Here is a 22,809-nt window from a genome sequence, read left to right on the forward strand (position 1 = left end):
CTTCAGCAACAAAAATTTATAACCCGATTATATTAACATCATGAAGAAAATTGTTGCTATATTGATTGTGGGAATATTTTTAGCTTCTGCGCTTGCAGGAATAAAAAGCAGTGCAAAATATGGAAATTATGGAAAATATGACCTCCTTATAATATATCCTGAAGAATTCTATGCTCCCTTAATTCCATTTATTTCCCATAAAGAAAGCAAGGGAATAAAAACAATTGCGGTGGGGCTAAATGAAGTTTATGCTCATCCATCCGCTGTGCAGGGAAGGGATGATGCGGAAAAGGTGAAGTATTTCATAAAAAATGCTTATGATGAATGGAATATAAAGTATGTATTACTTATTGGAGGAAGAAAAGCTGGGCTGAAAGAGGATTGGTATATGCCAGTTAGATATGTATATCTTGATGATAAAAGCAATTGGGAAAACCGCTATCTAAGCGACCTATATTTTGCGGATATATATGATTCAAATGGCTCATTTTCCTCATGGGATACAAATGGAAATGGAATATATGGAGAATGGAAAGGAAGCTCTGCTGAAGATTATGGAATAGATCTGATTCCAGATGTTTATGTTGGAAGATGGACAGCTCAAAATGCTTTTGAAGTAGAGATAATGGTATCAAAAACAATAGAATATGAAACAAATACTTATGGAAAGGAATGGTTTAAAAAATTCATATGCATTGCGGGAGATACATATCCAGAAATATTCAATCCTGAATGGAAGGGATATGAAGGAGAGGAAGGATGCGACAGAGCAATCCAGTGGATGCCTGGCTTCGAGCCAATTAAACTATACGCTTCCCTTGGCACATTCACTGGCCCGAAAGATGTTATAAATGCAATAAATGGCGGCGCTGGCTTCCTTTTCTTTGACGGGCATGGCTCCCCGATGAGCTGGGCGACTCATGCACCAAACAGCGAGGAGTGGATTGATGGGCTGAATACGAGAAATATGATATTTCTGAGAAATAAAGGAATGTATCCTGTTTGCGTTGTTGGAGGATGCCATAACAGTCAATTCAATATAACAATATTTAACTGGCTTAGAATATTTGAAGGCTTCAGTAAATGGATTGAATACATATGGAAGGGGGAAACTGGTTATGAATGCTGGAGCTGGTGGCTTACCCGTAAAATAAATGGCGGGGCTATAGCTACTCTTGGCTATTCCGGGCTTGGCTATACAAAAGAAGATAAGAATTTTACTGGAGAGGCAACTGAATGGCTCGACACCAACTTCTTCTGGGAATATGGAATGAATGGAACAAAATATCTTGGAGAGATATGGGGAAAGGTAATAGCTAATTTCCTAAAAGAATATCCCATTGACTGGAGCCAGCCAGCGGGAAGCTTCTCTTCAATTGACTGCAAAACAGTTCAGGAATGGATTTTGCTGGGAGACCCGAGCTTGAGAATAGGAGGCTATGAATGATTTATAAAGATAAAATTTATCTAAGGACAGAGAGCGATGAAATAGTTGATATAACAGGCGAGATTGAAAAAATAGTTGAGAAAAGCGGTATAAAAGATGGTATTGTTTGCATTTTTTGTCCTGGTTCAACAGGGGCAATAACAACAATAGAATATGAGGATGGATTGATATATGACTTAAAAAATGCCATGGAAAGAATTGCTCCAAAAAATGCATATTATAAGCATGAGGAAAGATGGCATGATGGAAATGGTCACAGCCATATAAGGGCAAGCATAATAGGGCCAAGCTTAGCCATACCAGTGGAAAATGGAAAAATTGTTCTTGGAACATGGCAACAAATAGTTTTTGTTGAATGCGATGTAAGGAGAAGGGAAAGGAAGATTATTGTCCATGTCTTTGGAGAATAACAAGAAAACCATCCCCTATCCTTTTAATTTCTTTTATTTCCATTCTAATTATTTCCTGAATTTCATCTATTAATGAAGTCGCATTTTTACCGATAAATATCGGTGAAAAAAATATTTGCATTTCATCAACAATTCCTTTTTTCAAAAATTCTGTTATTACCCTCGCCCCTCCTTCAACAAGTAACTTTCTTACTCCTTTTTCATATAAAATCTCCATAAGCTTTACTATATCTACTCTATCATTTCCACATTTTATTACTTCCAAATTTCCTTTCTTAAATTCCTTGCAGGTTGTGGCAACAATTGTCTTTCCTTCCTGCTTCAGCAGGCTGGCATTTTCAGGCAAGCGGAATTTGCTATCAAGCACTACTCTTATCGGATTTTTTGGATTTTTTACATATTTCTCTTTTACTGTAAGCTTTGGGTCATCAGCCAAAACAGTTTCAATTCCAACCAAAATTGCATCACATTCATTCCTCAAATGATGAACCCTTTTTTCATCTTCCTCATTTGATATTTTCAAGGGCTTTTTTTCTGCAAGAGATATCTTTCCATCTAAAGAGGAGGCACAATTTATTATTACATAAGGCCTCATATCATCGCCCTGGCAAATTCTTCCAGAACCTTTTCCCTATTTCTTGCTTTAACAACCCCGCTCGCAACAAGAATCCCATCAACTCCAAGCTCAACTGCCTTTTCAACATCCCCCTCTTTTTTTATCCCCGCCCCGCATAAAATTTTGCATCCAAATCCTTTTACAATTTCAACCGCCTTTCTTACAATTTCCGGCTTTGCCTCACTTACAGAAACATCTCCTCCAATAAGCTCGGGTGGCTCAATTGCAACATAATCTGGAGTAAGGCATGCAATTGATTTTGTAACCGCTAGATTGCCCGCGCAGGCAATGGTTGTTAAGCCTGTTTTTTTTCCTATTTCAATGCATTTAGCAACATCCTCAATTTTCATTCTATGCTCTGAATGATTGAGGATGCTCCCCTTTCCTCCCGCCCGCTTAATTGCTAAAGGAGAGATGAAGCCAGTATATGCACCGCTTTCAATTGCATCCATATGCTGGGAGAAAACCTTTATTGAGCTATTTGAGCTTATTAAATATATATCTGTTGGCTGAACCGCTATAACCATCTCTATGCCATATTTCTCCCCTATTTTCTCCATTATTTTTGCGATTTCCAGAGCTTCTTTGCCTATTGCCTCCTCATATGCCTTTGTATTCACAACTATAATGCCCATAATGTAAAAATCTTAACCCATTAAATCTTTTCTTATTTTTGAAAGGTAAATTGAGAAGCTAAAAGGATTTATGCTTATATTTATTCCAAAAATTAAATTCAAGAGATATGAAATAAAGATAAAGTTTAGTGAAGAATTTGAAAAATATAGTTTCAGTAGGAAATATTCAAAAATACTTACTTGCCTCTCTATTTCTATTTCACATTTCCCTATCTCCTTGCCATTCTCATAAATTTTTCCAGGGGCTTCATAAAGAATTAATTTCTTCCAATAAAAAGAGGGAAGATTATCTAAATATACATGACAAATATCTCCCATCTCAAGCACAATGGAAAAATTCTCATTGCTGATTTTTATCTTTTTTGGTATAAAAGCTCCTTCAAAATAAATCCCATCTAAATATTCAATTTTTAAATTTTTTACTTCCCTTATCTCACCATCATAAATATACAGCACTCCAAAATTCAGCTCATTTATCCAGAAAGGAATATTTCCAAAGAAAATTGCTCTTCCATCATAAAGCCATCCCCAGCTCCAATCATAACCAAAGGGATTATCTGAAGAAATGCTAAAAGATGAAAATGATAAATTTGCATTTCCCGCCCACCATCTAAATATTCTTACATAATTTTTAATTGTTTCAATTGAAAAATTTGATAATGGCTTATTATAGCTCCAGTTTCCCCATACATGCTCAAAATAGGCAATTCCCTCAAACTCCTTCTTGCTCCCATAAAATTCTATCCAGCCCCAGGCCCTGCATTCGGGCACAAAAAGATAATAATAGGAGCCAAACCCAATAGGAATTGCTCCATCAGATACAATTTTCTTTGGAGAAATTGCTTCCAGATATATTCTAACCGCAACACCCTTATTTTCAAGATGAAATATATAGTAGGGATATTCACCATGAAGAGAGGAATTTTTATATGTTATATTCAGCCCTTCTCCAAACTTTATTTCATCTATATCATCTTCATAGCTGCTGAGATTATAAACTATTTTATCGTCATGATCAAATATTGTGAAGAAAAGATTTGCTGCGGGTGTCTCTTTTTCATATTCAAAAGATGCGGTTATGCTATAATTTTTATCCGCTTTTATGAATGCATCAACATTCCACCATTCTCGCATACAGTCATGGAAAAAATCATCGTTTCCACTTTTTAAGGGCAAATTTACAGGAATTAATGCTAAGGAAAGGAAGAAAGTTATTAATTTTTTCATGAAAATAAAGAGATTCATATAAAATAATTTTTTGGCAAAATTTTTTAATTTGATTGCATATACATTTAGCCCCGGTGGTGTAGCGGTTATCATGTGGGCCTGTCGAGCCCACGACCCGAGTTCAAATTGCAAATGCATGAAAATCTCGGCCGGGGCGCCTGCTTTATTTCCATTCTTCAATTAATTTCCCGTCTCTCAATGAATAGAAGGAAGCGAGGGTGAATATTGACGCAATGCATGCAAATACGAGCATCGATAGAACAAGAATTATGAACTGACTTATCATCTTATATTCCATCAATAATATAGGAATTCCTCCCCCAACAAGTGCTATTGTAGCTTCTACAAGCGATGGTGTTTTTTTAGAAAGAGCGGTCTTTATTGCTTGCAAACCACTTTTGCTTTTTACTTCATCCCTAACTCTTTCCGTAATATGGCATGCAAAATCTATCCCGGAGCCAATTGCAATCGATGCAACTGTAACTGTTGAGACATTTAAAGGTATATTAAAGGAGAAAAGTAAAATTGGTTGCCAAAATATAAGAAAAACTATGGGCAAAACGGTAAATGAAGCATATCTGAAGGAGCGATATATGATAAGGAGGGTAAGATATACTGCAATTAATGAAATAAACATGAATTTGAATTGCTGGTTCATCAGCATTTCATTTATTTCAACAGTAATTGCGGATAAGCCAGCAAGATTGCTTATTTCCCCATAATCTTTAACATCTTCATTTATCTGCTTTATTATCTGATTCACTGTTGCAACAACTCTTTTTGTTTCTTCAACTGACATTACTGGCATTTCCACATACATTAAAGATTTGCTATAATTTTTATTAAACATCATTACCTTATATTGCTCTGGCATTCTTTCAACAATATCTTTAACTTCTTCTTTTGTATTTGGAATTTTATTACTATTCAATCTTTTTATTACATCCACCACTGAATAAACAGATACATTTACAACCCCACTATTAATTATTTTTTCCATCTCATCTATTTTTTTGAGGAAAGATGGCTCAAGCAGCCCTTCCTCTTTGCTTTCTATAAGAATTACCCCACTCTGCCCGCTATTAAACTTCTCTGAATATTCCATCATTACTTGCATACTCCCCATTTTCTCGGGCATCATTTCCCATACAGAATTCCTTGTCTCAACATTTGGAAGAGAAACAATTGAAATTATTGAAATTATTAAAATAATCAAGAAGATATGCTTCCTGTATTTTGTCAAATTCGCAAACCTTCCAAACTCAACTTTCATTGCCTTTCTCGGCTTAAAAATAAGCAAAAGACATGGCACTAGTACAATTGTCGCAATAAAGCAATAAACAACACCTATGAAAAATGCAAGCCCCATATTCGCGATGGGCGGCATGCTCGATGTGAGCAGGGAGGCGAAGCCTATTACAGTTGTTACTGCGGAGAGAAATGTTGCCATTCCTGTTGTGGAGATCATTTTTTTAATGCTTTCTTCCTCGCTCTTTGTTTCTATTAGCTCGAGATAGTGATTTATTACATGCAATGAATAGGAAATACCATATGCTGCAAGGAGTGGAATAACCGCTATTACAGTTGGAGCGAATTTTATTGGCATCAGCCCCATTGTTCCAAAAGTTAAGCCAATGCAATATAGCACTGGTAAAATTGAAATGATTACTATTTTCAAATCCCTATGAAAGGAAAAGAGAACTATTGTTATGAACAAAAGAGAAAAGATAGAGATGGGATATATTCTTTCCATTATCCAATTTATTGTTTCCGCATATAAAGTAAGCATTCCTGTTGGGTAAAATTTTGTATTTGTTGTTGAGCTGGTTATTGGATAAACCCTTTCATCAAGCAATGAATTCACATCTATTCCTTTCTGTGTTGTAACTATTATGACACCATTTTTATTGTCCTGAGAAATTAGCATTTTTTTTATTTCATCTGGTATAAAATTGAGTAAAAAATTTACCGCAAGCTGACTCTGCGGTATTTCATCCTTGCCAAAAATTGGAAGATATGCATTTGTTGATTTTAAAAGAGATGAAATGCTTGATGTATAAAAAACTCCATCTTCTAAACCTTCTTTTGGATTTAATGCCTTTTCAACCGCATAAATTTCTTTAAGTGAAGATATCTCTGTTATATTTGTTGAATTTATATATATCATAAGGGAATCAATTGGCCACTCTTTTCTTATTTCTTCGAGCAATTTAACACTTGGCTGATCAGAAGGCATATATACTTCAATATCTGGAGTAATCGCTACTCTTAATCCATTAATTGAAATGATTATAGTAATGAGTGTAAATAAAGCAACTACAGTTTTTGGTCTTTTAAATAGGTATTCATATAGCATCGATACCATTATCCTATTTTTCTATTTAAAATCTTTTTTTAATTGCAATTAAAAATGCAATAAGGAGGAATAGAATCTCAAAGCCCGGTGTTTTTTCCTCGCCTTTTACTTCTATTGTTTTTGTTGCTACAGTTTCTTCTCCATATTTATCTATAACTGTTAGCTTCACAGTATATTTACCCGCCTTATTATATGCATGGGTTGGATTTGTCTTATTGCTTGTTGTTCCATCCCCAAAGTCCCAGTAATAACAAATAATACCATCTTCATCGCTTGCATCCGCCTTGAATGAAATGCTTTCTTTAACCTTTGAAGTATTGTTGCAGATTATACTTGCCTTACCCGCTTTATTTATGCGGGGATTGTAATTAAAGTTTGTAAGATTAATAACCAGGTTTGTTGATATCTTAAAGCCTTCATCATCTATAACATCTCTATTTACCATTTTCTCAATCATTCCCTTATCTGAATTCCAGAGCAATGTTGTATTTTCAAAATTCATTATCGGGACAGGATAACCCATTATATCTATTGTTATTTCTCCTATAAATGGAATATAATCAGATAATATTGTTGCGGTGTTTCTTCCAGCATCCGGGCATTTAAATTTTAATTCAACAGGAACACTTTCTTCAGAGCCATCACTGACATATTTTGCGGAGCAATTTGCCCACCATTCCTCGCCCTCATTTATGGGGAAATTCAAAAAGTCTAGAGGAGGAGTGTATGAAACTTTTGTTTCATTTCTCGCCCTTATTGTCTGATTTTTTAATCCAAAGAACGCTAAAACAAAATCCGGCACACCTGGCGCATCTAAAATGATATCTATCTTTACATCAGTTAGCAAATTGCTCTCTGATACCGCAATTTCTTTAGTTGTAATATATGTTTCACCATTTGCAGTTACATTCATATTAAGATTTACATATATCCTATAAACCTTATCCTCATAAGGCAATTTTAAGCTTAACAAGCCACCTCCATTTATATAACTATTTACACCAACTAAATAGCAAACAACGGGTGTATTGTTGAAAAATCTCAAAACAGTATCATTTATCTTTGCTTCAACATTTATAGATATTGTTACCTCACCATCTATGCTAAGATTAATTGATTCATCAGTCATTTTTACAGAATAGCTCATGTCCCCCTTATAATTCCACGAATCGCCTACACTCCATCTCGGCGCATCAATTGCGGTCGCAAGGGGCAGGGCAAGCACAATAAATAAAGCAATCCATATTTTCATACTTGTTTATTGTAATACCATATAAATTTTTTTTGATCAAGATTTTATACCTCTTTTTAATTTTTATTCATGGAAGCAATTGGAAATAAGAAAGGTATTTTGAAAAGCATAATTAAGCAAATTCATGAAGGAGCGAGCATTGAAGAAGTTAGAGAAAAGTTAAAGGAAGTTATGAAGGATTTAAAGGCGAGTGAGATTGCTGAAGTTGAACAGGAATTGATAAAAGAAGGAATACCAAGAGAAGAAATTCATAAGTTATGCGATGTGCATCTCTCTCTTTTTAAAGAAAAACTTGAAAAAGAAATCCATTTGCCAGATTGGCATCCAGTAAAAATCCTTATGAAAGAGCATGAAAAAATAGAGGAAGCGGTAAAAAATGGTGATTTAGAGCTAATAAAAAACTCAGGAAGGCATTATTTAAGGGAGGAAAATGTTCTCTTCCCATATTTAGAAAAATATGGGATAGTTGAGCCATCCGCAATAATGTGGCGGGAGCATGACAGAATAAGGGAGATAGAAAAGGAGATTTTTAGAGGAAAGGATAAAATCGAGGAGCTTGAGGAAATTTTAAAGAGCCATTTTTATAAGGAAAATAAGGTGTTATTCCCGACCGCAATTGATGTTATAAGTGAGGAAGAATGGAAGGAGATAAGGCTTCAGTTTGATGAAATCGGATATTTTGCTTTTGAGCCAGAAAAAATAAGAGGAGAAATGAGGAAGGAAATCAAAGAAGGATTTATAAATTTTGAAACAGGGGAAATGAAAATTGAGGAAATTGAGGCAATCTTAAATAATGTTCCTTTTGATATTACTTTTGTTGATAAAGATGATACGGTAAAATATTTCAACCAATCAAAGGATAGAATTTTTGTGAGGACAAAAGCTATAATTGGAAGAAAAGTGCAGAATTGCCATCCGAGCAAGAGCATTCATATTGTAAATAAAATAATTGATGAATTCAAGAAAGGAAAAAGAAATGAAGCAAGCTTCTGGATTGATATGAATGGAAGGAAAATATTGATAAGATATTTTGCGGTAAGGAGAAATGGAGAATATGTTGGAACAATAGAAGTTACTCAGGATATTACTGATATTAAAAAGATAGAAGGGGAGAAGAGATTGCTCGACTGGGAATAATTCCATTGATCATGCATTTAAGCATTTCTTCACTTTTTATAGAAAGAGAGCACTATTTTGGAAAAGTAAATTATATAGTGGGAGCCGATCACTTCTTCTTTCATCTTTTTAAAATGGGGATAAAAAAATGGGAATAAAATTATATAATACGCTTTTTTTCCTTTTTGATGGATTTTAAAGAAATAGAAGCTAAATGGCAAAAGAAATGGTATGAAGAAAAGATTTATGAGGCAAAAAGGGAGGAAAATAAAAAATTTTTCATACATTTTGCATATCCTGGAATCTCTGGCTACTTGCATGTAGGACATATGAGGGGCTTCACTTATGCGGATATAATAGCGAGATATAAGAGAATGCAGGGATATGATGTAATTTTTCCCGCTGGATTTCATGCGACTGGCCTGCCCGCGGTAAGCCTGGCGAAGAAGGTTGCGCAGGGAGATGAGAGAACAATTGAATATCTGCGAAGGAATGGTTGCCCTGAAGAAGTGATAGAAAAGCTTTCTGATGCGAGGGAAGTTGTTAAATATTTCAGCAATGTATATGTTGAAAATTACTGGAAAAGGTTTGGTTTTTTAATTGATTACACCCGCCTTATGAATACAATATCTGAAGGTTACAAAAAATTTATTCAATGGCAGTTCAGGAAGCTTATGGAAAAAAATCTCCTTGTTCAAAAGCCCCATTTCGCTCCATTTTGTCCGAATTGCGGGCCAGTTGCAGTTGATAGATCAGAAACAGATATAGCGGAGGGAGGAGATGCGGAAATTCTCGAATTTATTGTTATAAAATTTAAGATGGATGGAAAAATACTGCCCGCAGCAACACTTCGCCCTGAGACAATTTTTGGAGTAACAAATATGTGGATAAATGGAAATGAGAAATATGTGATTGCAAAAGTTGGGAAAGAAGAATGGATTTTATCTGAGAAAGGTTTTAAGAAAATATCTTTCCAGTTTGAAAATGTTGAAAAAATTGGTGAGATAGATGGCAAGGAAATTGTCGGGAAAAAATGCATTGCCCCCATAGTGAATAGAGAAATTCCAATTCTAGATGCAAGTTTTGTTGATGTGGACATTGCAACAGGTGTTGTAATGAGTGTTCCCGCTCATGCTCCTTATGACTATATTGCATTGCTTGATGCGGGTATGAGGATTGAACCAATTAAAATAATTGATCTCCATGGATATGAAATTCCTGCAAAAGATATTGTTGAAAAAATGGATATAAAGAATCAGATGGAAAAAGAAAAGCTTGATGAAGCAACTCAGATAATATACAAGGAAGAATTTCATAAGGGTTTTTTAAATGAGAATTGCGGGGCTTATGCGGGAAGAAAAATAAATGATGCGAAGGATGAAATAAAGGAGGAAATGCTGGCAAATGGTGATGCGGAGATAATGAGGGAATTTTCAAAAAGAGTGATATGCAGATGCGGGGAGGAAGTAATGATAAAAAATATACCCGAACAGTGGTTTATAAGGTATAGCGATTCTGAGCTAACTGAAAAAAGCAAGAAATGCGTGGAAAATATGAATATATATCCAAATGAATATAAGGAAGAATTGCCAAAAATTCTTGAATGGTTTGGGGACAGGGCTTGTGTGAGGCAGGGCTCCTGGCTGGGTACGCCATTTCCTTTTGATGAGAGATGGATTATTGAGCCAATTTCAGATTCAACAATATATCCCGCTTACTACATCATCTCAAAGTATGTAAATGAGGGAAAAATAAGAGAGGAAGAGATAAATGATGAATTCTTTGATTATGTTTTTCTCGGTATAGGAAAGGAAAAAAATGAAATATGGAGGAAAATAAGGGAGGATTTCATTTACTGGTATCCTGTTGATATAAATCTTGGAGGAAAGGAGCATAAGACAGTGCATTTCCCTGTTTTTATAATGAACCATGTTGCAATATTTCCTCCAGAATTTTATCCAAAGGGAATATTTGTAAACTGGTGGATCACCCAAAAGCAGGGAAAGATTTCAAAATCAAAAGGGGGGGCGGAGCCGATTCCTGATGCTGCAAAAATTTATGGAGTGGATGCGATGCGACTATACTATGCAAATGCAAGCTCGCCATTTGCGGATTTAGAATGGAATGGTAGCCAGGTTGAGCAGTATAAAAAGAGGTTGATAAGGTTGTATCAGCAGTTCAATGAGCTTATTAATTTAAATGGAAAAGAAAGTGAGGTTGATAAATGGCTTGCGTCTTCTTTTAATAAAAAATTGAAGGAAATTATTGATTCAATGAATGAATTTGATTTGAGGAGGGCATCAATGATAATATTTTTTGATATTCCAAATATTTTTACCTGGTATGTTAGGAGAGGGGGAAAAGCGAATATGGTTAAATTCTTGAGGAAATGGGTCGCAACAATGGCTCCTTTTACCCCCCATTTGGCAGAGGAGATGTGGGAAAAAATTGGCAATGGCTTAGTTTCTCTTCAAAAATTTCCAGAGCATGAAGAAATTGATGAAAGAATAATAAAGGCGGAGGAAATTTTGATTAAAACGATTGAGGATATTGAGGAAATAAGGAAAGTTACTCTAATTAAAGGAGAAAAAATATATATTTATATTGCTCCAAAATGGAAATGGAAAATTGCAGAAATGGCCACAGAAATGAGTAGAGAAGGTAAATTAGATATTAAAAAATTGTTTGAAAAGGCAAGGGAAATGAATGTTGATATGAAAGAAGCGAGTAAATTCATATCAAAAATTGTTGAAGAAGTAAAAAAAGAGGAATTCTTTTACATAGATGAAAAAGAGTATTTTGAGAATGCAAAAGATTTCATTGAAAAAGAGCTGGATGCAAAAGTGGAAATATATGGAGAAAATGAAGGAGTTGATAAAGGAGATAAAAGAAAGCAATCAATGCCATACAGACCCGCTATTTATATAGAATAAAAAATTTTTAAAAATATAAAAAGGGAAGAGGGTTAGAAGTTTATTATGAATACGCTTATTCTATCTGTCGTTGTCTGGCCACTGCTATCATATGCAATCGCTTTTATTTCATGCATTCCTATTGCTCTTTCATCCCATGTCCATGAATATGGCTCACTTGTATCTGTGAATTTAAGAACATTATCAATATAGAATTCTACTTTAGCTATGCCTGTTGTTGAGGTTGCAGTTGCTTCAATTGTTATTCCTCCTATTATTACTGGAATCGGCAATGGAATTATTTCTCTATCAAAGATATACAATGCATTTCTTGGTTTAACTATGCTTACTGTTGGTGGGGTTGGTGCTGTTATTGTAAATGTTCCATCACTTGTATCACTTGCCTTATTTCCAGCACTATCTTTTGCAATTATTTTAACCATATAGTTGCTTCCATATGGTAAACCTGTGGTATTCCAATTATATGATCCAGTATTTGGAATATTGCTTGCTATTACATTCCAGGTTAAGCCCGCATCATTGCTATATAGCAAATCAATGCTTGCAATTCCTATATTATCGCTTGCTGTCCATCTTATTGTTATTATTCCTCCTAATACCTCGCCACCATTTGGATATACTACTTTAACTGTTGGCGCTGTTTTATCTATCTTGAAGACAGTTATCTTTGCTGGTGTTTCAACAATGCATGAGTTGCTCACTGAATAATATTCTATTGTATGTGTTCCTTCTGATGTAAATGTAAATGGTCCAACATAATTCTGCCATTCTCCTCCATCAATGCGATAATATGTTTCTTTAACTCCGCATATGTAAGCATTTGCTACCAGTTTAATTTGCACATTGCTTGTGTACCATCCATTTTCACCCATTGTTCCATCTATTATGCAAGTTGTTACTGGCATTGAATATGCGATTCCAAAGCTGCAGGATTTAATTGATTCTGTTGCTCCTAAGGTATCAACTGAATAGTATTCAACTGTGTAAAGCCCTTCTGTTGAAACAGTTACTGGCCCAGTGTAATTTTGCCATTCTCCTCCATTTATTCTATATCTTGTATATGCAACTCCATCCGCATCTGTTGCATCCAGATAAATTGTAACTGGTCCAATATACCAGTTATTGCATCCAAGTGGTCCAAAGCATGAGCAAGTTGTTACTGGTGGGAAGCCTGTTTTTGTTGATATGGTGCTATCTTTATAATCGTTCGTTGAGTTTATATCTCCTGTGAGCAATGTTGTTACTTCTATTGAATAAACTCTCTCAACCAAAGCGGTAAATGGCGGGAATGTGATCTGTCTTTCTTCTCCTGCCTCTAAATCATTTACTCTCAAAGTTTCCTGGTAAACAATATCTTCCTTTGTGATTTTTATTATTTCAACATCATCAATATACCATCCTTCATAATTTCCAGTATCATCACTGACAAATAAGAATGCAATTGCTATCCTTCCTGTTGTCTTATTTACATAGCGCGTTATATCAATTTTTTCCTCCTCCCATCCGCCGCCAATGCTTCTGCCTGTATAATACCTGATGAGGGTGAAGCGATAGCCATCTGCGCTTACCGCCAATATTCCATAATCTTTGTTGTCCTCTATCTCGTACCATTGCTTCCATTTCAATATCACCTGCACTGCTCCGCCCACATTTATCATAGGTGATACCAACCAGTTAAACATACTAGGTAGATATCTTCCAAGTGTTTCATTTCCACAATACCATGAATGGCTTGGGCTTGCATACCTTCTTGTGCTTATATGCCACAAATCATATTGTGGATTTCCATAGGCATCAAGATGGAACCATCCATCTTCCCCACTTTCAACATCATCACTGAAAACTGTGGTTGTTTTTGTTGTATAAATCTTGCATCTGACATCAAATGTTTCTGTTGTTGTTCCATAGTTCTTTACTGTTGCCTTAATTGGATAGTTACCTGGCTCGTAAAGGAGTTCTGCGGTAACTTTAACATTGTCTATTTCCCAGTAGTAGCAATTCCACTGCATAGCGGGGCCATAATAATGCCATCTTATTATTACAGTCTGGCCGAGGTATGGTGTTAAATCAATTGTTACGAGTTCTCCTGGTCCATAGGGCGAGTGGCTTTCATCCCAGTGCAACAAGTTAGTCCATGTTAATCCACCGTTTGTGCTTATATCTACATCTGCATAGTCCTTTCCTGGACCTACTACAGTATCTGATGCGTCATTATATGCGGTTACAAATTCTAAAAATGCGGATTTATATCCAGTTAAGTTAATTGGCGGGGACCATAGCTCTGTGTCCATTGTCTTTCCTGCGCCAAATTTATATTTATCAGCAAGAGCGCAATAGCCATCTCCTCCCGCATAGTTTGTTCTGCCCCATTCATCATTTCTCTTCCATCTTCCTCCAGGATCTCCATTTTCTACAACTCTCCAGCCAGCGGGCGGGAATGTTCCTTCAAATTTTTCATCTAGCAGGGCTATGGTGCGTGGTGGATAATCTACTGATTTAACTCCAACATCCCTTATGTTCAATATCTGAATTAAAGCCTCTGTTGCATTGTTTGTATTGTTTTCATCTACTGGCAAGCGTGTTTCCACATTAATTATGTAATAAACTCCTTCTTCCGCAAAGTTAAACGGGCTAAATGTTACATATACGGTTTCTCCAGCAGATATGCCTGGAATTGTTTTATTTTCTTCAAACAACCAGGTTGGAGAATATAAAATTACGTCATCAAGACAAACTCCCCTTTCTCCCCACTGGGTCTTATAGTAATTAAATCTTATTGAAATGCTCTGCCCCGCATATGAAGATAAATCAATGGTGAATCTATACCAAGCGCTGTCTGCTAATTCATTAGCTTCTGTTTGATTTAGTTGCATTAATACCGTCCACTCTTCAGCCTCCTGGGTTGGAGCAACGCTTACATTGAAGTACTCTCCAGAGGAGAAGGTACCTTTTCTGAGTAGCCAGAACTCCAAAACAATGGTTCCGCTTGGTATGGAGATAACTGGGGATGCCATGTAGCTTCCTGCCGGATATGTTGGAATTGTAGATGCGGAATACATTCCACTGTGAGCATAAGTTGAATTCCTTACCCATTGGGTTACCTGCGATCCCCAGTAACCCAGTTTCCATCCTGCAGGTGGCCATGAAGTTTCGAAGCTCTCATTTAATTTAATATCTTTCTTTCCTATTAATAAATTAACTGGAATATTTGTTAAATCAAAATTTCCGAAGTTCTTTATTGTTGCATTTACCGCGTGATAGCCAGTGCATACAATTTCATATGGATAATTAATTGATATTGCCCCTGCATCATATATATTGTCTATATCCAAAATCATTGTTTTTTCATTGTTTCCACTATTTTCATCTCCTTCCATCAATGTTTTTACAGACAAAACATATTTTCCTTCCTGCTCAAAGTTGTACGGGCTGAATTCAACATATGTTGAGGTGTATGCATTCAGGTAATCAATTATCTTTTCTTCTCCTTGTAGGAATGTAGAATTATAAACCGCTACATCATCTATGAATATGTGAGCACCCGCAAGATTTACTTTATGATTGAATTTTATATAAATGGTTTGTCCAGCATATTGAGATAAATCAAGAACAAATTCATACCATTGCTGATAGATTAATGAATTTATCATATTGTAATCCATGCTGAGCAATAATGTCCATGGCCCGCTCTGACTTGTGGAAACGCTCACATTGAAGAAATCACCCTTTTTTGCAGAAGGATATCTCATCAGCCAGAATTCAAGCAGGGCTCCACTTGGAATGTTTATTCCAGGAGTTATCATATATCTTTCTCCCTCGTAAGCTTGTGTTGAATATACTGAGTAATTTCCGCTGTGCTTATAAGCGCTGACTTGTACCCAATATTTGGTTCCACTTTCTATTCCAAATATCCACCCATCTGGTGGAACTGTACCCTCAAATCCTTCGCTAAATATTTTGGAAACAACGCGATATATTGAGCAATTTACTGGAACATTTGTCTTTCCAATATTTCCAAAGTTTGTTACAGTTGCATTCACCGCATATGAGCCAACTGGCTCAACATAGGATGGATAATTAATTGCGGTTGCTCCAACATCATCTATGTCATTTATTATAAGGTTTATTTCTCTGTAATCATTATTTGGATATTCATCAGATTGATTAATTAATTCCGCAGTTATGTTTATTGCATATGTATCCTCAATAGTTACTGTCCATGGGTCAAATATTACATATATTTGCTCTCCAACAGCCAAGCCACTGAAAACTTTTTCATCTGTAAATACTATATTATCTGATAAATTCCTTATTGTGCAATTTACAATGAATTCTCCTGCTGGCATATTTCCATAGTTTGAAACTGTTGCATTTACTTCATATGTTCCAGTGAATTGTGTTCCAGTTGGATAGTTAATTGAAACAACCGCAATGTCATAAAAGTCTTTCAATTCAATTGTTATTTCCTGGTAATCATTATGTGGGTTGGCATCGTCCTCTACGAATGCGGTAACATTTATCCTATATGTATCTTCAATTTCTCCTATCCATTCACCAAATTCAACATATATTTCTTCGCCTGGAGATAAGCCTGGAATAATTTGCTCCTCTGTGAATACTATCCCACCCGTTGAATTCTTTATTGTACAATTTACTTTTATATCTGATAAATTCGCTATTCCTTCATTTGCTATTGTTGCATTCACTCTGAATGATGTGTTTAAGTTATAAATTCCAGTTAATGGTGAATTTATTGCTTTAACTCCCACATCACTCACACCTTGCAGGGCTATTATTTTTGTTGTATAATTGTTTGTTTGGTTTTCATCCTGGCTCAGCATTGTTGTCACATTTATCAGGTAAACGCCCGCCCCGCTTTTAATAATCCACTCAAATTCAACAAATTCCTCACTTCCAGGTGGGAGTGTAATTGGTGAATCTTCCTCGGCAGAGAATACTTCTTCAAGTGTGTAATTTACTGATACTTTTACATTATCTATCATCCAGTACCATCCCCAGAGTCCAAAGTCCCAGTATTCCCACATTATCTTTATTGTTTTTCCTGCTGCATATGGAGTAATATCATATGCCATGTGTCCCTCGGTATCTGAGGTATAAGTTACCAATGTGACTTCGTTCCATGGGTCACCTGGCTCCACTGGTTTCTCCAATATCTTAACTTTTCCATGGCCCAAAGGAATATGCTTATAAGAGTGATCAAATTCAAGCAAAACTTTTTGTGCACCAGTAAAGGTCATCTCTGGGGTAATCAATTGCTCAAACATTTCTTTATCTGATTCCGGTAATGCTGGATTTGGTGGGCCGAAGTAATCACTATCAACAATCATGAATGGCGGCAGGCATCCTCCTTCTGGTTGTTTCAATCCTGGGTTCAAGTGTGTCCAGGTTGCGGGAATATCTGTTCCTGGGTAGTTTCCTGGAGAGCCACCATTAACAATTGTCCAGCCAGTTGGCAAGCCATTTGAAAAATCTGCGAATAACACTATTGAAGGTGTAATAATCTTGTATATTGTGCAGTTTACTGGAATATTTGATTGTGGAATGTTTCCGAAGTTCTTTATTGTTGCATTTACTTTCAGCGATTCTGGCAGTAGAATTGAGCCAGTTGGATAATTGATTGATATCGCTCCGACGTCATGAATATCCTTTACTTTTATCGCTCTCTCATATACATCATTTACAATATTTGTATCTCCTTCCAATCTTGTCTTTATCCTTATATAGTGGATTCCTTCCGCAAAGTTGTGTGGGCCAAATTCAACATAATTTTCTTCACCCGCATTCAGGTAAACTGATTTATCTTCTCCAAATACTAAATCCGCGGAGTATACACTCACATCATCAATGAGGATATTTCCTGTATTTCCTGATAGCCAGTTGAATCTTATCCATGTATTATTTCCTGCATATTTGGATAAATCGAGTGTTACTAAATACCATACATTAGTCCCCAATTTATTTAGCTCACTGGCACCGAGAACCAACAAATTCTCCCATGGCCCATTCTGACTTGTTGTGCTAATGCTTATATTGAGGAATTCACCAATCTTACGCTTTTGATTATAATTATAAAGCCCAAATTCAAGGATATAACCTTTCCCGCTCGTCAATGTTATCTGAGGAGTTGTTAGGTATCTTTCTCCAGCTGCTTGATAGCCCTGTGCAGAGCCAGGGGTAGAGAAATAGGGTATTGCGACTCTTCCCCAATTAACACTACCACTGATTCTTCCTGTTAACCATCCCGGTGGTGGGAATGTAGTGTTAACAAATCCTTCATTTAATATTGTGGAGTCAATCTTGTATAATGAGCAATTTACTGGAATATAGGTAGATACAGTTCCATAATTCTTTACTGTTGCATTTATTATATGTGGGCCAGATGATATTATTATGCCTGCTGGTGGATAATTTATTTCTTTTACTCCTCCGTCATATATATTCCTTACTTCAACAAATTTTTCTTTGTAGTTATTTCCTGCGTCTTCATCTAGGCTGAATCTTGTCTCCAGCCTTACTAAATAAAGGCTCTCAACATTAATTGGCACTGGGCCAAACTCAACATATTTTATTTCCCCAGGAGCTATTGGACCAATATTTGTATCACCCGCAAGAGCTAATGATTTTGATTTAACAGTTACTCCATCTATATAAATGAAGGCACCAGTTCCTGGTTTATAGTTGCGGAATCTTATTGAAATGCCCTGCCCCTCATATGAAGATAAATCAACAGTAATTATATACCATGCTGTCGACATCGCACCTAATACAGTGCTGTTAATGGTTAGCACAGTTTCCCAATTACCTCCAGATGGCTGAACTTCCACATTTAAAACTTCACTGGCATTTGGAGTGCCGGATCTTCGCAAATAGAATTCAAGAGTTGTTAGCGTTCCAGGTGGCAAACTTATTGGGGGTGATTGGAGATATCTATCTCCTAAAGTAGAATTTGATACCGCGGAGTATCCTCCATCAGCGTAAGAAGAGCCACTCCACCACCACTGAGTTGTACCGCTGATGACTCCTCTTGTCCATCCAGGCGGCGGGAATTGAATATGTTCGAAGCTTTCATTAAGGAATATATCAAATTTATAAACCGTGCAATTTATTGGAACATTGTCAATAGGAACATTTCCAAAGTTCTTTATTGTTGCATTCAATGTATGATAGCCAGGTGATATTGCATCAGGTGGATAATTGATTGAAACAACACCAACATCATATATATTCTGTACATTAAATGAAGTATTCTTGTAGTTATTTCTTGCATCTTCATCTTCCGCTAAGTTTGTTGAAACATTTATCGCATAATACCCTTCTTGCTCAAAGTTAAATGGACTGAATTCAACATATTTATATTCCCTGGAGTTCAAATTAACTTGCTTCTCGTCTTCAAAAATCAGGGTAAGCTCACTGCTCTCCTTTAACATCACATCATCTACGGACAGGCTCCAAGCTGTTTCTTTAACACTGTAGCAGTGGAAACCGATATAATAAATTCCATCACTCGGAACAGTAAACCAAACATTTGTCTGTCTATAAGAAGGGACGGCCATGCGATAACCATTCCAAATCCTTGTTGTCATGCTTGAAGAATTTTGAGCACTTCCAAACCAGATATCCATGCTCTCCAAGCCCATTGGATAGGCTGTTACCCACCAGAATGATAGATTGTAAACATAACCCGCTTTCAAATTCAAACCAGGAGTGAAAAGCCAATCATTCGCATCAATGACTGCACCAGATCCAGGATAATTAACACAATAAGGAGGACTGCGCCCGCCTGTGGATAAACTCCAAGTTACGAGGTCTCTGTTTGTGTCTTCAACCGCCCACCCTGGCGCAGATCCTGAATCAAAATTCTCATTTAGCAACGGTTGTTCTTTGAAGCTGAAATTGTACACTGAGAGATGGACCGACAAATTTGTTTGGTATGTATTTCCGTAATTTGCTACAGTTGCATTTACCGAATATGAGCCTGTTGGCTTAACTCCTGTTGGAGAATTTACTGAGCTTACTCCAACATCTATTACCTTTCTTACTTCGAATGTTAAATTTTGCCAGTCATTGTCTTGATACTCATCTCCCTCAAGTTTTGTTGTAACATTTATTGCATAAAATCCATTGCTTGCGTTCCATGGATCAAATTCAACATATGTTTGCTTTCCTGACTCTAAGCTTATTGTTTTCTCATCATAATGAACCAATTCTGCATTCCATGAATAAACAATTACATCGTCAACATACATTCCTTCATATTCATTGTTAGCATCTGATACCCATGTAAATTTAATTCTTACCTGGTGTGTTAAATCTATATATTTTTCTATCGGAATTCTGACCCATCCTCCTCTTCCAATACAGTATGAGATGTTTGTTTTAACCTCATTCCATGTTAAACCATTATCATCGCTGAGATATATTGTTCCATAATCCATATATCCTGAAGGGTCATAAGCAGTTGATCTCCATTCTCCATCCGCCCAGATCCATGCTTCAAGAATTGCATGATCCCTGCCTAACAAATTAATTGGTTTTGAAATCAAACTATCATTTGCATTTCTACCATACTGCAGTTGAGACGTGCACTTAAATGAATGATTTTGACTATTATATCTTGCAGTTGAAATTGTCCATGTATCTCCATCACCATTTCCATCCACTGCTGTCCAGTTGGTGGAGCCACTTTCCATATCATCAAAGAAATGAATTACTTTTGTTAGCTTATATATTGAAAGCTCTACACTGAAATTGCTTTGGTCATTTAATCCTGTATTTTCAATTGTTGCATTTACTCTATAAGTTCCAGGTGCAATAATTTGTCCTGGTTTTGGCTCATTTATGCTTTTTACCCTCACATCATTATCGCGTATTGTTCCTGGCTTTACCGCAATCTCTGGATCACCAAGTAGATTTATCTCATAATAGCACCATCTCATACAATCTTCTTGCAAGCGATATAAATTATATTCTTTTGAAAGCTGGTTCGCCTTTCCTAACTCCCTTATATTTTCTCCAAATATTACATGGAAGAACGCCCTGTCATATGCCTGGCTCGGGCCGTCTGTGGAATGGTGTCGTCCCCATCCATAGTTGGCATTCATTATAACTGCAAATGGCCCGTTTGGATGATTAACAAGTTTTTCCGCAATACAATCATCGATTGTGAAGTGTCCCGCAAGGCAGGCCTGTGAATATACAAAGAAATAATTTGTATTTCTCAAAAGATGCAGATCTCTATCAGTGAATCTCATTACTCTATCAACTTGTCCATGTCCCAAATGGTTTATTATATGAACTCCTCTATTAATATTGACCGCTAAATCCGCTACACCCCAACTATAGCCATACGCATCATACAATGTGCTTATATTATATTCATCCCCTGGAATACCCACTGTATAGTAGCCATTTGCATTTGAGCCATTTCTTATCTCTTCTTTATAACTAGATGCATATCGGGCAATTCCTCCAAATCCAAGGTATTCTCCGCAAAGCAATACATTGTTAAGATATGGATCCTGGGAAGCATCATATTCAAGCGTTTTCCTAACAAAGTTTGAAAGCTCTTCCGCATTTTCAACTGGTGCCCTTCCAACATATACCTCTGCTACTAAGTCGACGTCTCTTCCTCCTGGCCCATCATTTGGCTCTCCCCAGTAGCTATCTCCATCGCTGTTATAGTCTCCATCAAGGCAGGCATAGTATAAATCCGACTCTATATCTGCACGGCTACTTGTAGGATCTCCCGGGCGTACCTCAACATATAACGCCCTATGAGGAACAACACTTACATCTCCTCCAAGCAATACATATTGAGTATGCCATTCCTGATATGCCCACTTTATGAAATTTCTTATCTTTTCTGGATTATCCCTGCCAGCAAAGTTTGAATAAATATATTCAACTGTTACAATTGTTGCATTCATTCCCTTTGCAATCTTTGAATTCATCAATGTGGTAAAGTTATAAGGGCCAGGTGCATTTTTTAATTCTTCATTTGTTATAATAACATATTCACATGTATGGGTGGCATATTTTGGGTATGTTAAAATTTCTTTTGGATTATTAACTATTTTTGTAACTAATTCTCTATCCGCTTCTATACCTCTATATAATTCATTTATCTCCCCTTCTTTCAATTCAACAATCAGCTCCATCGTTGTATATAGATATATTTTGTTGATGGATTCCAATGTACGGGATACAGGTTTAGAGTTACTACTGGAAAGCCTTTTACATATTGAGTTGTTACTTCTTCATAAAGGCGACCTGGATATATTTCACTTGAGCCATATATTTCCTCTTTTTCCTTTATTGCCTGTTCCTCGCAAATATCAATTCCAAGCGGAACAGGCATTGACCTTGGAGCAATCCTTGCCTTTCCTATTAAAACCGCTTCCCTCGCAGCAACCTTTATTTCCTTTACTTCTGCTCCATAGGGTAGCAATACATTCACTGGCTTTACAGGAATTGCGGGTTCGCCAGCATTACCTACAATTGGCAAATCCATAGCAATATTTACATATTCCTGTCCATCAATAGATACAGCTTCCAATTTTGGTTTTGTAAATTCAAATTGCATTCTTATTGCATTTGCTGGCTCTGGTTTTGTTATTACTGTGCCTTCTTTTGGTGGCTCAATCGCATTTATTGGCAATGCCATAGAGCTCATTACTAACGCCAACACAACACATACGCTTATTCCTGCTTTTTTTCCTTTCATTTTATCTGCCTCCGTTAGGATAAATTAACAAAAAAATATATAAGTTTTATTGGGAAAATATAGGAGAAAATGG

At 36.3% G+C, this 22,809-nt stretch carries 11 protein-coding genes and 1 tRNA gene; 5 read left to right on the forward strand and 7 right to left on the reverse strand.

Translation table 11 applies throughout. The features are described from left to right. The first annotated feature begins 40 nt into the window (after nt 1–40). Nucleotides 41–1,447: a hypothetical protein gene (locus H5T44_05385; GenBank protein ID MBC7081656.1), complete on the forward strand. Its 1,407-nt coding sequence runs from the start codon at nt 41–43 to the stop codon at nt 1,445–1,447. Further along, nucleotides 1,444–1,857, forward strand: a complete 414-nt coding sequence (locus H5T44_05390; GenBank protein MBC7081657.1) for a YjbQ family protein — start codon at nt 1,444–1,446, stop codon at nt 1,855–1,857. The genes H5T44_05385 and H5T44_05390 overlap by 4 nt, the downstream gene beginning before the upstream one ends. Here the strand turns inward: H5T44_05390 and H5T44_05395 are convergent. Genes H5T44_05395 through H5T44_05405 form a run of 3 tightly spaced genes read right to left on the reverse strand, consistent with a single transcriptional unit; the run spans nt 1,832 to nt 4,335 of the window. Next, on the reverse strand, nt 1,832–2,452 hold the full coding sequence (locus H5T44_05395; GenBank protein ID MBC7081658.1) for a 2,5-diamino-6-(ribosylamino)-4(3H)-pyrimidinone 5'-phosphate reductase: 621 nt from the start codon (nt 2,450–2,452) through the stop codon (nt 1,832–1,834). The genes H5T44_05390 and H5T44_05395 overlap by 26 nt on opposite strands. Further along, complete coding sequence (gene tpiA / locus H5T44_05400; GenBank protein MBC7081659.1) at nt 2,449–3,102, reverse strand: triose-phosphate isomerase; 654 nt, start codon at nt 3,100–3,102, stop codon at nt 2,449–2,451. Before tpiA ends, H5T44_05395 begins: the two co-directional genes overlap by 4 nt. An 18-nt stretch (nt 3,103–3,120) precedes the next feature. Further along, a complete protein-coding gene (locus tag H5T44_05405) occupies nt 3,121–4,335 on the reverse strand; it encodes a hypothetical protein (GenBank protein MBC7081660.1) in 1,215 nt (404 codons plus the stop codon). Between the two features lie 68 nt (nt 4,336–4,403). Here H5T44_05405 and H5T44_05410 point away from each other — a divergent pair. Continuing rightward, nucleotides 4,404–4,492: transfer RNA gene (locus H5T44_05410), tRNA-Asp, on the forward strand. A 6-nt stretch (nt 4,493–4,498) separates the two neighbouring features. On the opposite strand, the gene H5T44_05415 is transcribed toward H5T44_05410, so the two are convergent. Both H5T44_05415 and H5T44_05420 read right to left on the reverse strand, forming a co-directional pair. Then, on the reverse strand, nt 4,499–6,691 hold the full coding sequence (locus tag H5T44_05415) for an MMPL family transporter (protein ID MBC7081661.1): 2,193 nt from the start codon (nt 6,689–6,691) through the stop codon (nt 4,499–4,501). Nucleotides 6,692–6,716: 25 nt separating this feature from the next. Further along, complete coding sequence (locus H5T44_05420; GenBank protein MBC7081662.1) at nt 6,717–7,943, reverse strand: PKD domain-containing protein; 1,227 nt, start codon at nt 7,941–7,943, stop codon at nt 6,717–6,719. 69 nt (nt 7,944–8,012) lie between these two features. On the opposite strand from H5T44_05420, the gene H5T44_05425 reads away from it, so the two are divergent. Next, a complete protein-coding gene (locus tag H5T44_05425) occupies nt 8,013–9,080 on the forward strand; it encodes a DUF438 domain-containing protein (GenBank protein MBC7081663.1) in 1,068 nt (355 codons plus the stop codon). Nucleotides 9,081–9,247: 167 nt separating this feature from the next. Continuing rightward, nucleotides 9,248–11,992: a leucine--tRNA ligase gene (gene leuS, locus H5T44_05430; protein MBC7081664.1), complete on the forward strand. Its 2,745-nt coding sequence runs from the start codon at nt 9,248–9,250 to the stop codon at nt 11,990–11,992. A 32-nt stretch (nt 11,993–12,024) separates the two neighbouring features. Here leuS and H5T44_05435 read toward each other — a convergent pair whose 3' ends face one another. Beyond that, the gene (locus H5T44_05435; GenBank protein ID MBC7081665.1) at nt 12,025–22,170 is read right to left on the reverse strand and encodes a choice-of-anchor J domain-containing protein; all 10,146 of its coding nucleotides are present in this window, start codon (nt 22,168–22,170) and stop codon (nt 12,025–12,027) included. Then, nucleotides 22,161–22,736, reverse strand: a complete 576-nt coding sequence (locus H5T44_05440; GenBank protein ID MBC7081666.1) for a hypothetical protein — start codon at nt 22,734–22,736, stop codon at nt 22,161–22,163. Before H5T44_05440 ends, H5T44_05435 begins: the two co-directional genes overlap by 10 nt. Between the last annotated feature and the right edge of the window lie 73 nt (nt 22,737–22,809).

The sequence above is a fragment of the Thermoplasmatales archaeon genome (assembly GCA_014361195.1).
In the GTDB taxonomy this organism is placed as follows: Archaea; Thermoplasmatota; E2; order UBA202; family JdFR-43; genus JACIWB01.

Excerpts from the sequence above, each read along its gene's own strand:
- H5T44_05385 (MBC7081656.1), top strand. The coding sequence starts at position 41 with ATGAAGAAAATTGTTGCTATATTGATTGTGGGAATATTTTTAGCTTCT.
- H5T44_05390 (MBC7081657.1), top strand. The coding sequence starts at position 1,444 with ATGATTTATAAAGATAAAATTTATCTAAGGACAGAGAGCGATGAAATA.
- H5T44_05395 (MBC7081658.1), bottom strand. The coding sequence starts at position 2,452 with ATGAGGCCTTATGTAATAATAAATTGTGCCTCCTCTTTAGATGGAAAG.
- H5T44_05405 (MBC7081660.1), bottom strand. The coding sequence starts at position 4,335 with ATGAAAAAATTAATAACTTTCTTCCTTTCCTTAGCATTAATTCCTGTA.
- H5T44_05415 (MBC7081661.1), bottom strand. The coding sequence starts at position 6,691 with ATGCTATATGAATACCTATTTAAAAGACCAAAAACTGTAGTTGCTTTA.
- H5T44_05420 (MBC7081662.1), bottom strand. The coding sequence starts at position 7,943 with ATGAAAATATGGATTGCTTTATTTATTGTGCTTGCCCTGCCCCTTGCG.
- H5T44_05425 (MBC7081663.1), top strand. The coding sequence starts at position 8,013 with ATGGAAGCAATTGGAAATAAGAAAGGTATTTTGAAAAGCATAATTAAG.
- leuS (MBC7081664.1), top strand. The coding sequence starts at position 9,248 with ATGGATTTTAAAGAAATAGAAGCTAAATGGCAAAAGAAATGGTATGAA.
- H5T44_05435 (MBC7081665.1), bottom strand. The coding sequence starts at position 22,170 with ATGGAGCTGATTGTTGAATTGAAAGAAGGGGAGATAAATGAATTATAT.
- H5T44_05440 (MBC7081666.1), bottom strand. The coding sequence starts at position 22,736 with ATGAAAGGAAAAAAAGCAGGAATAAGCGTATGTGTTGTGTTGGCGTTA.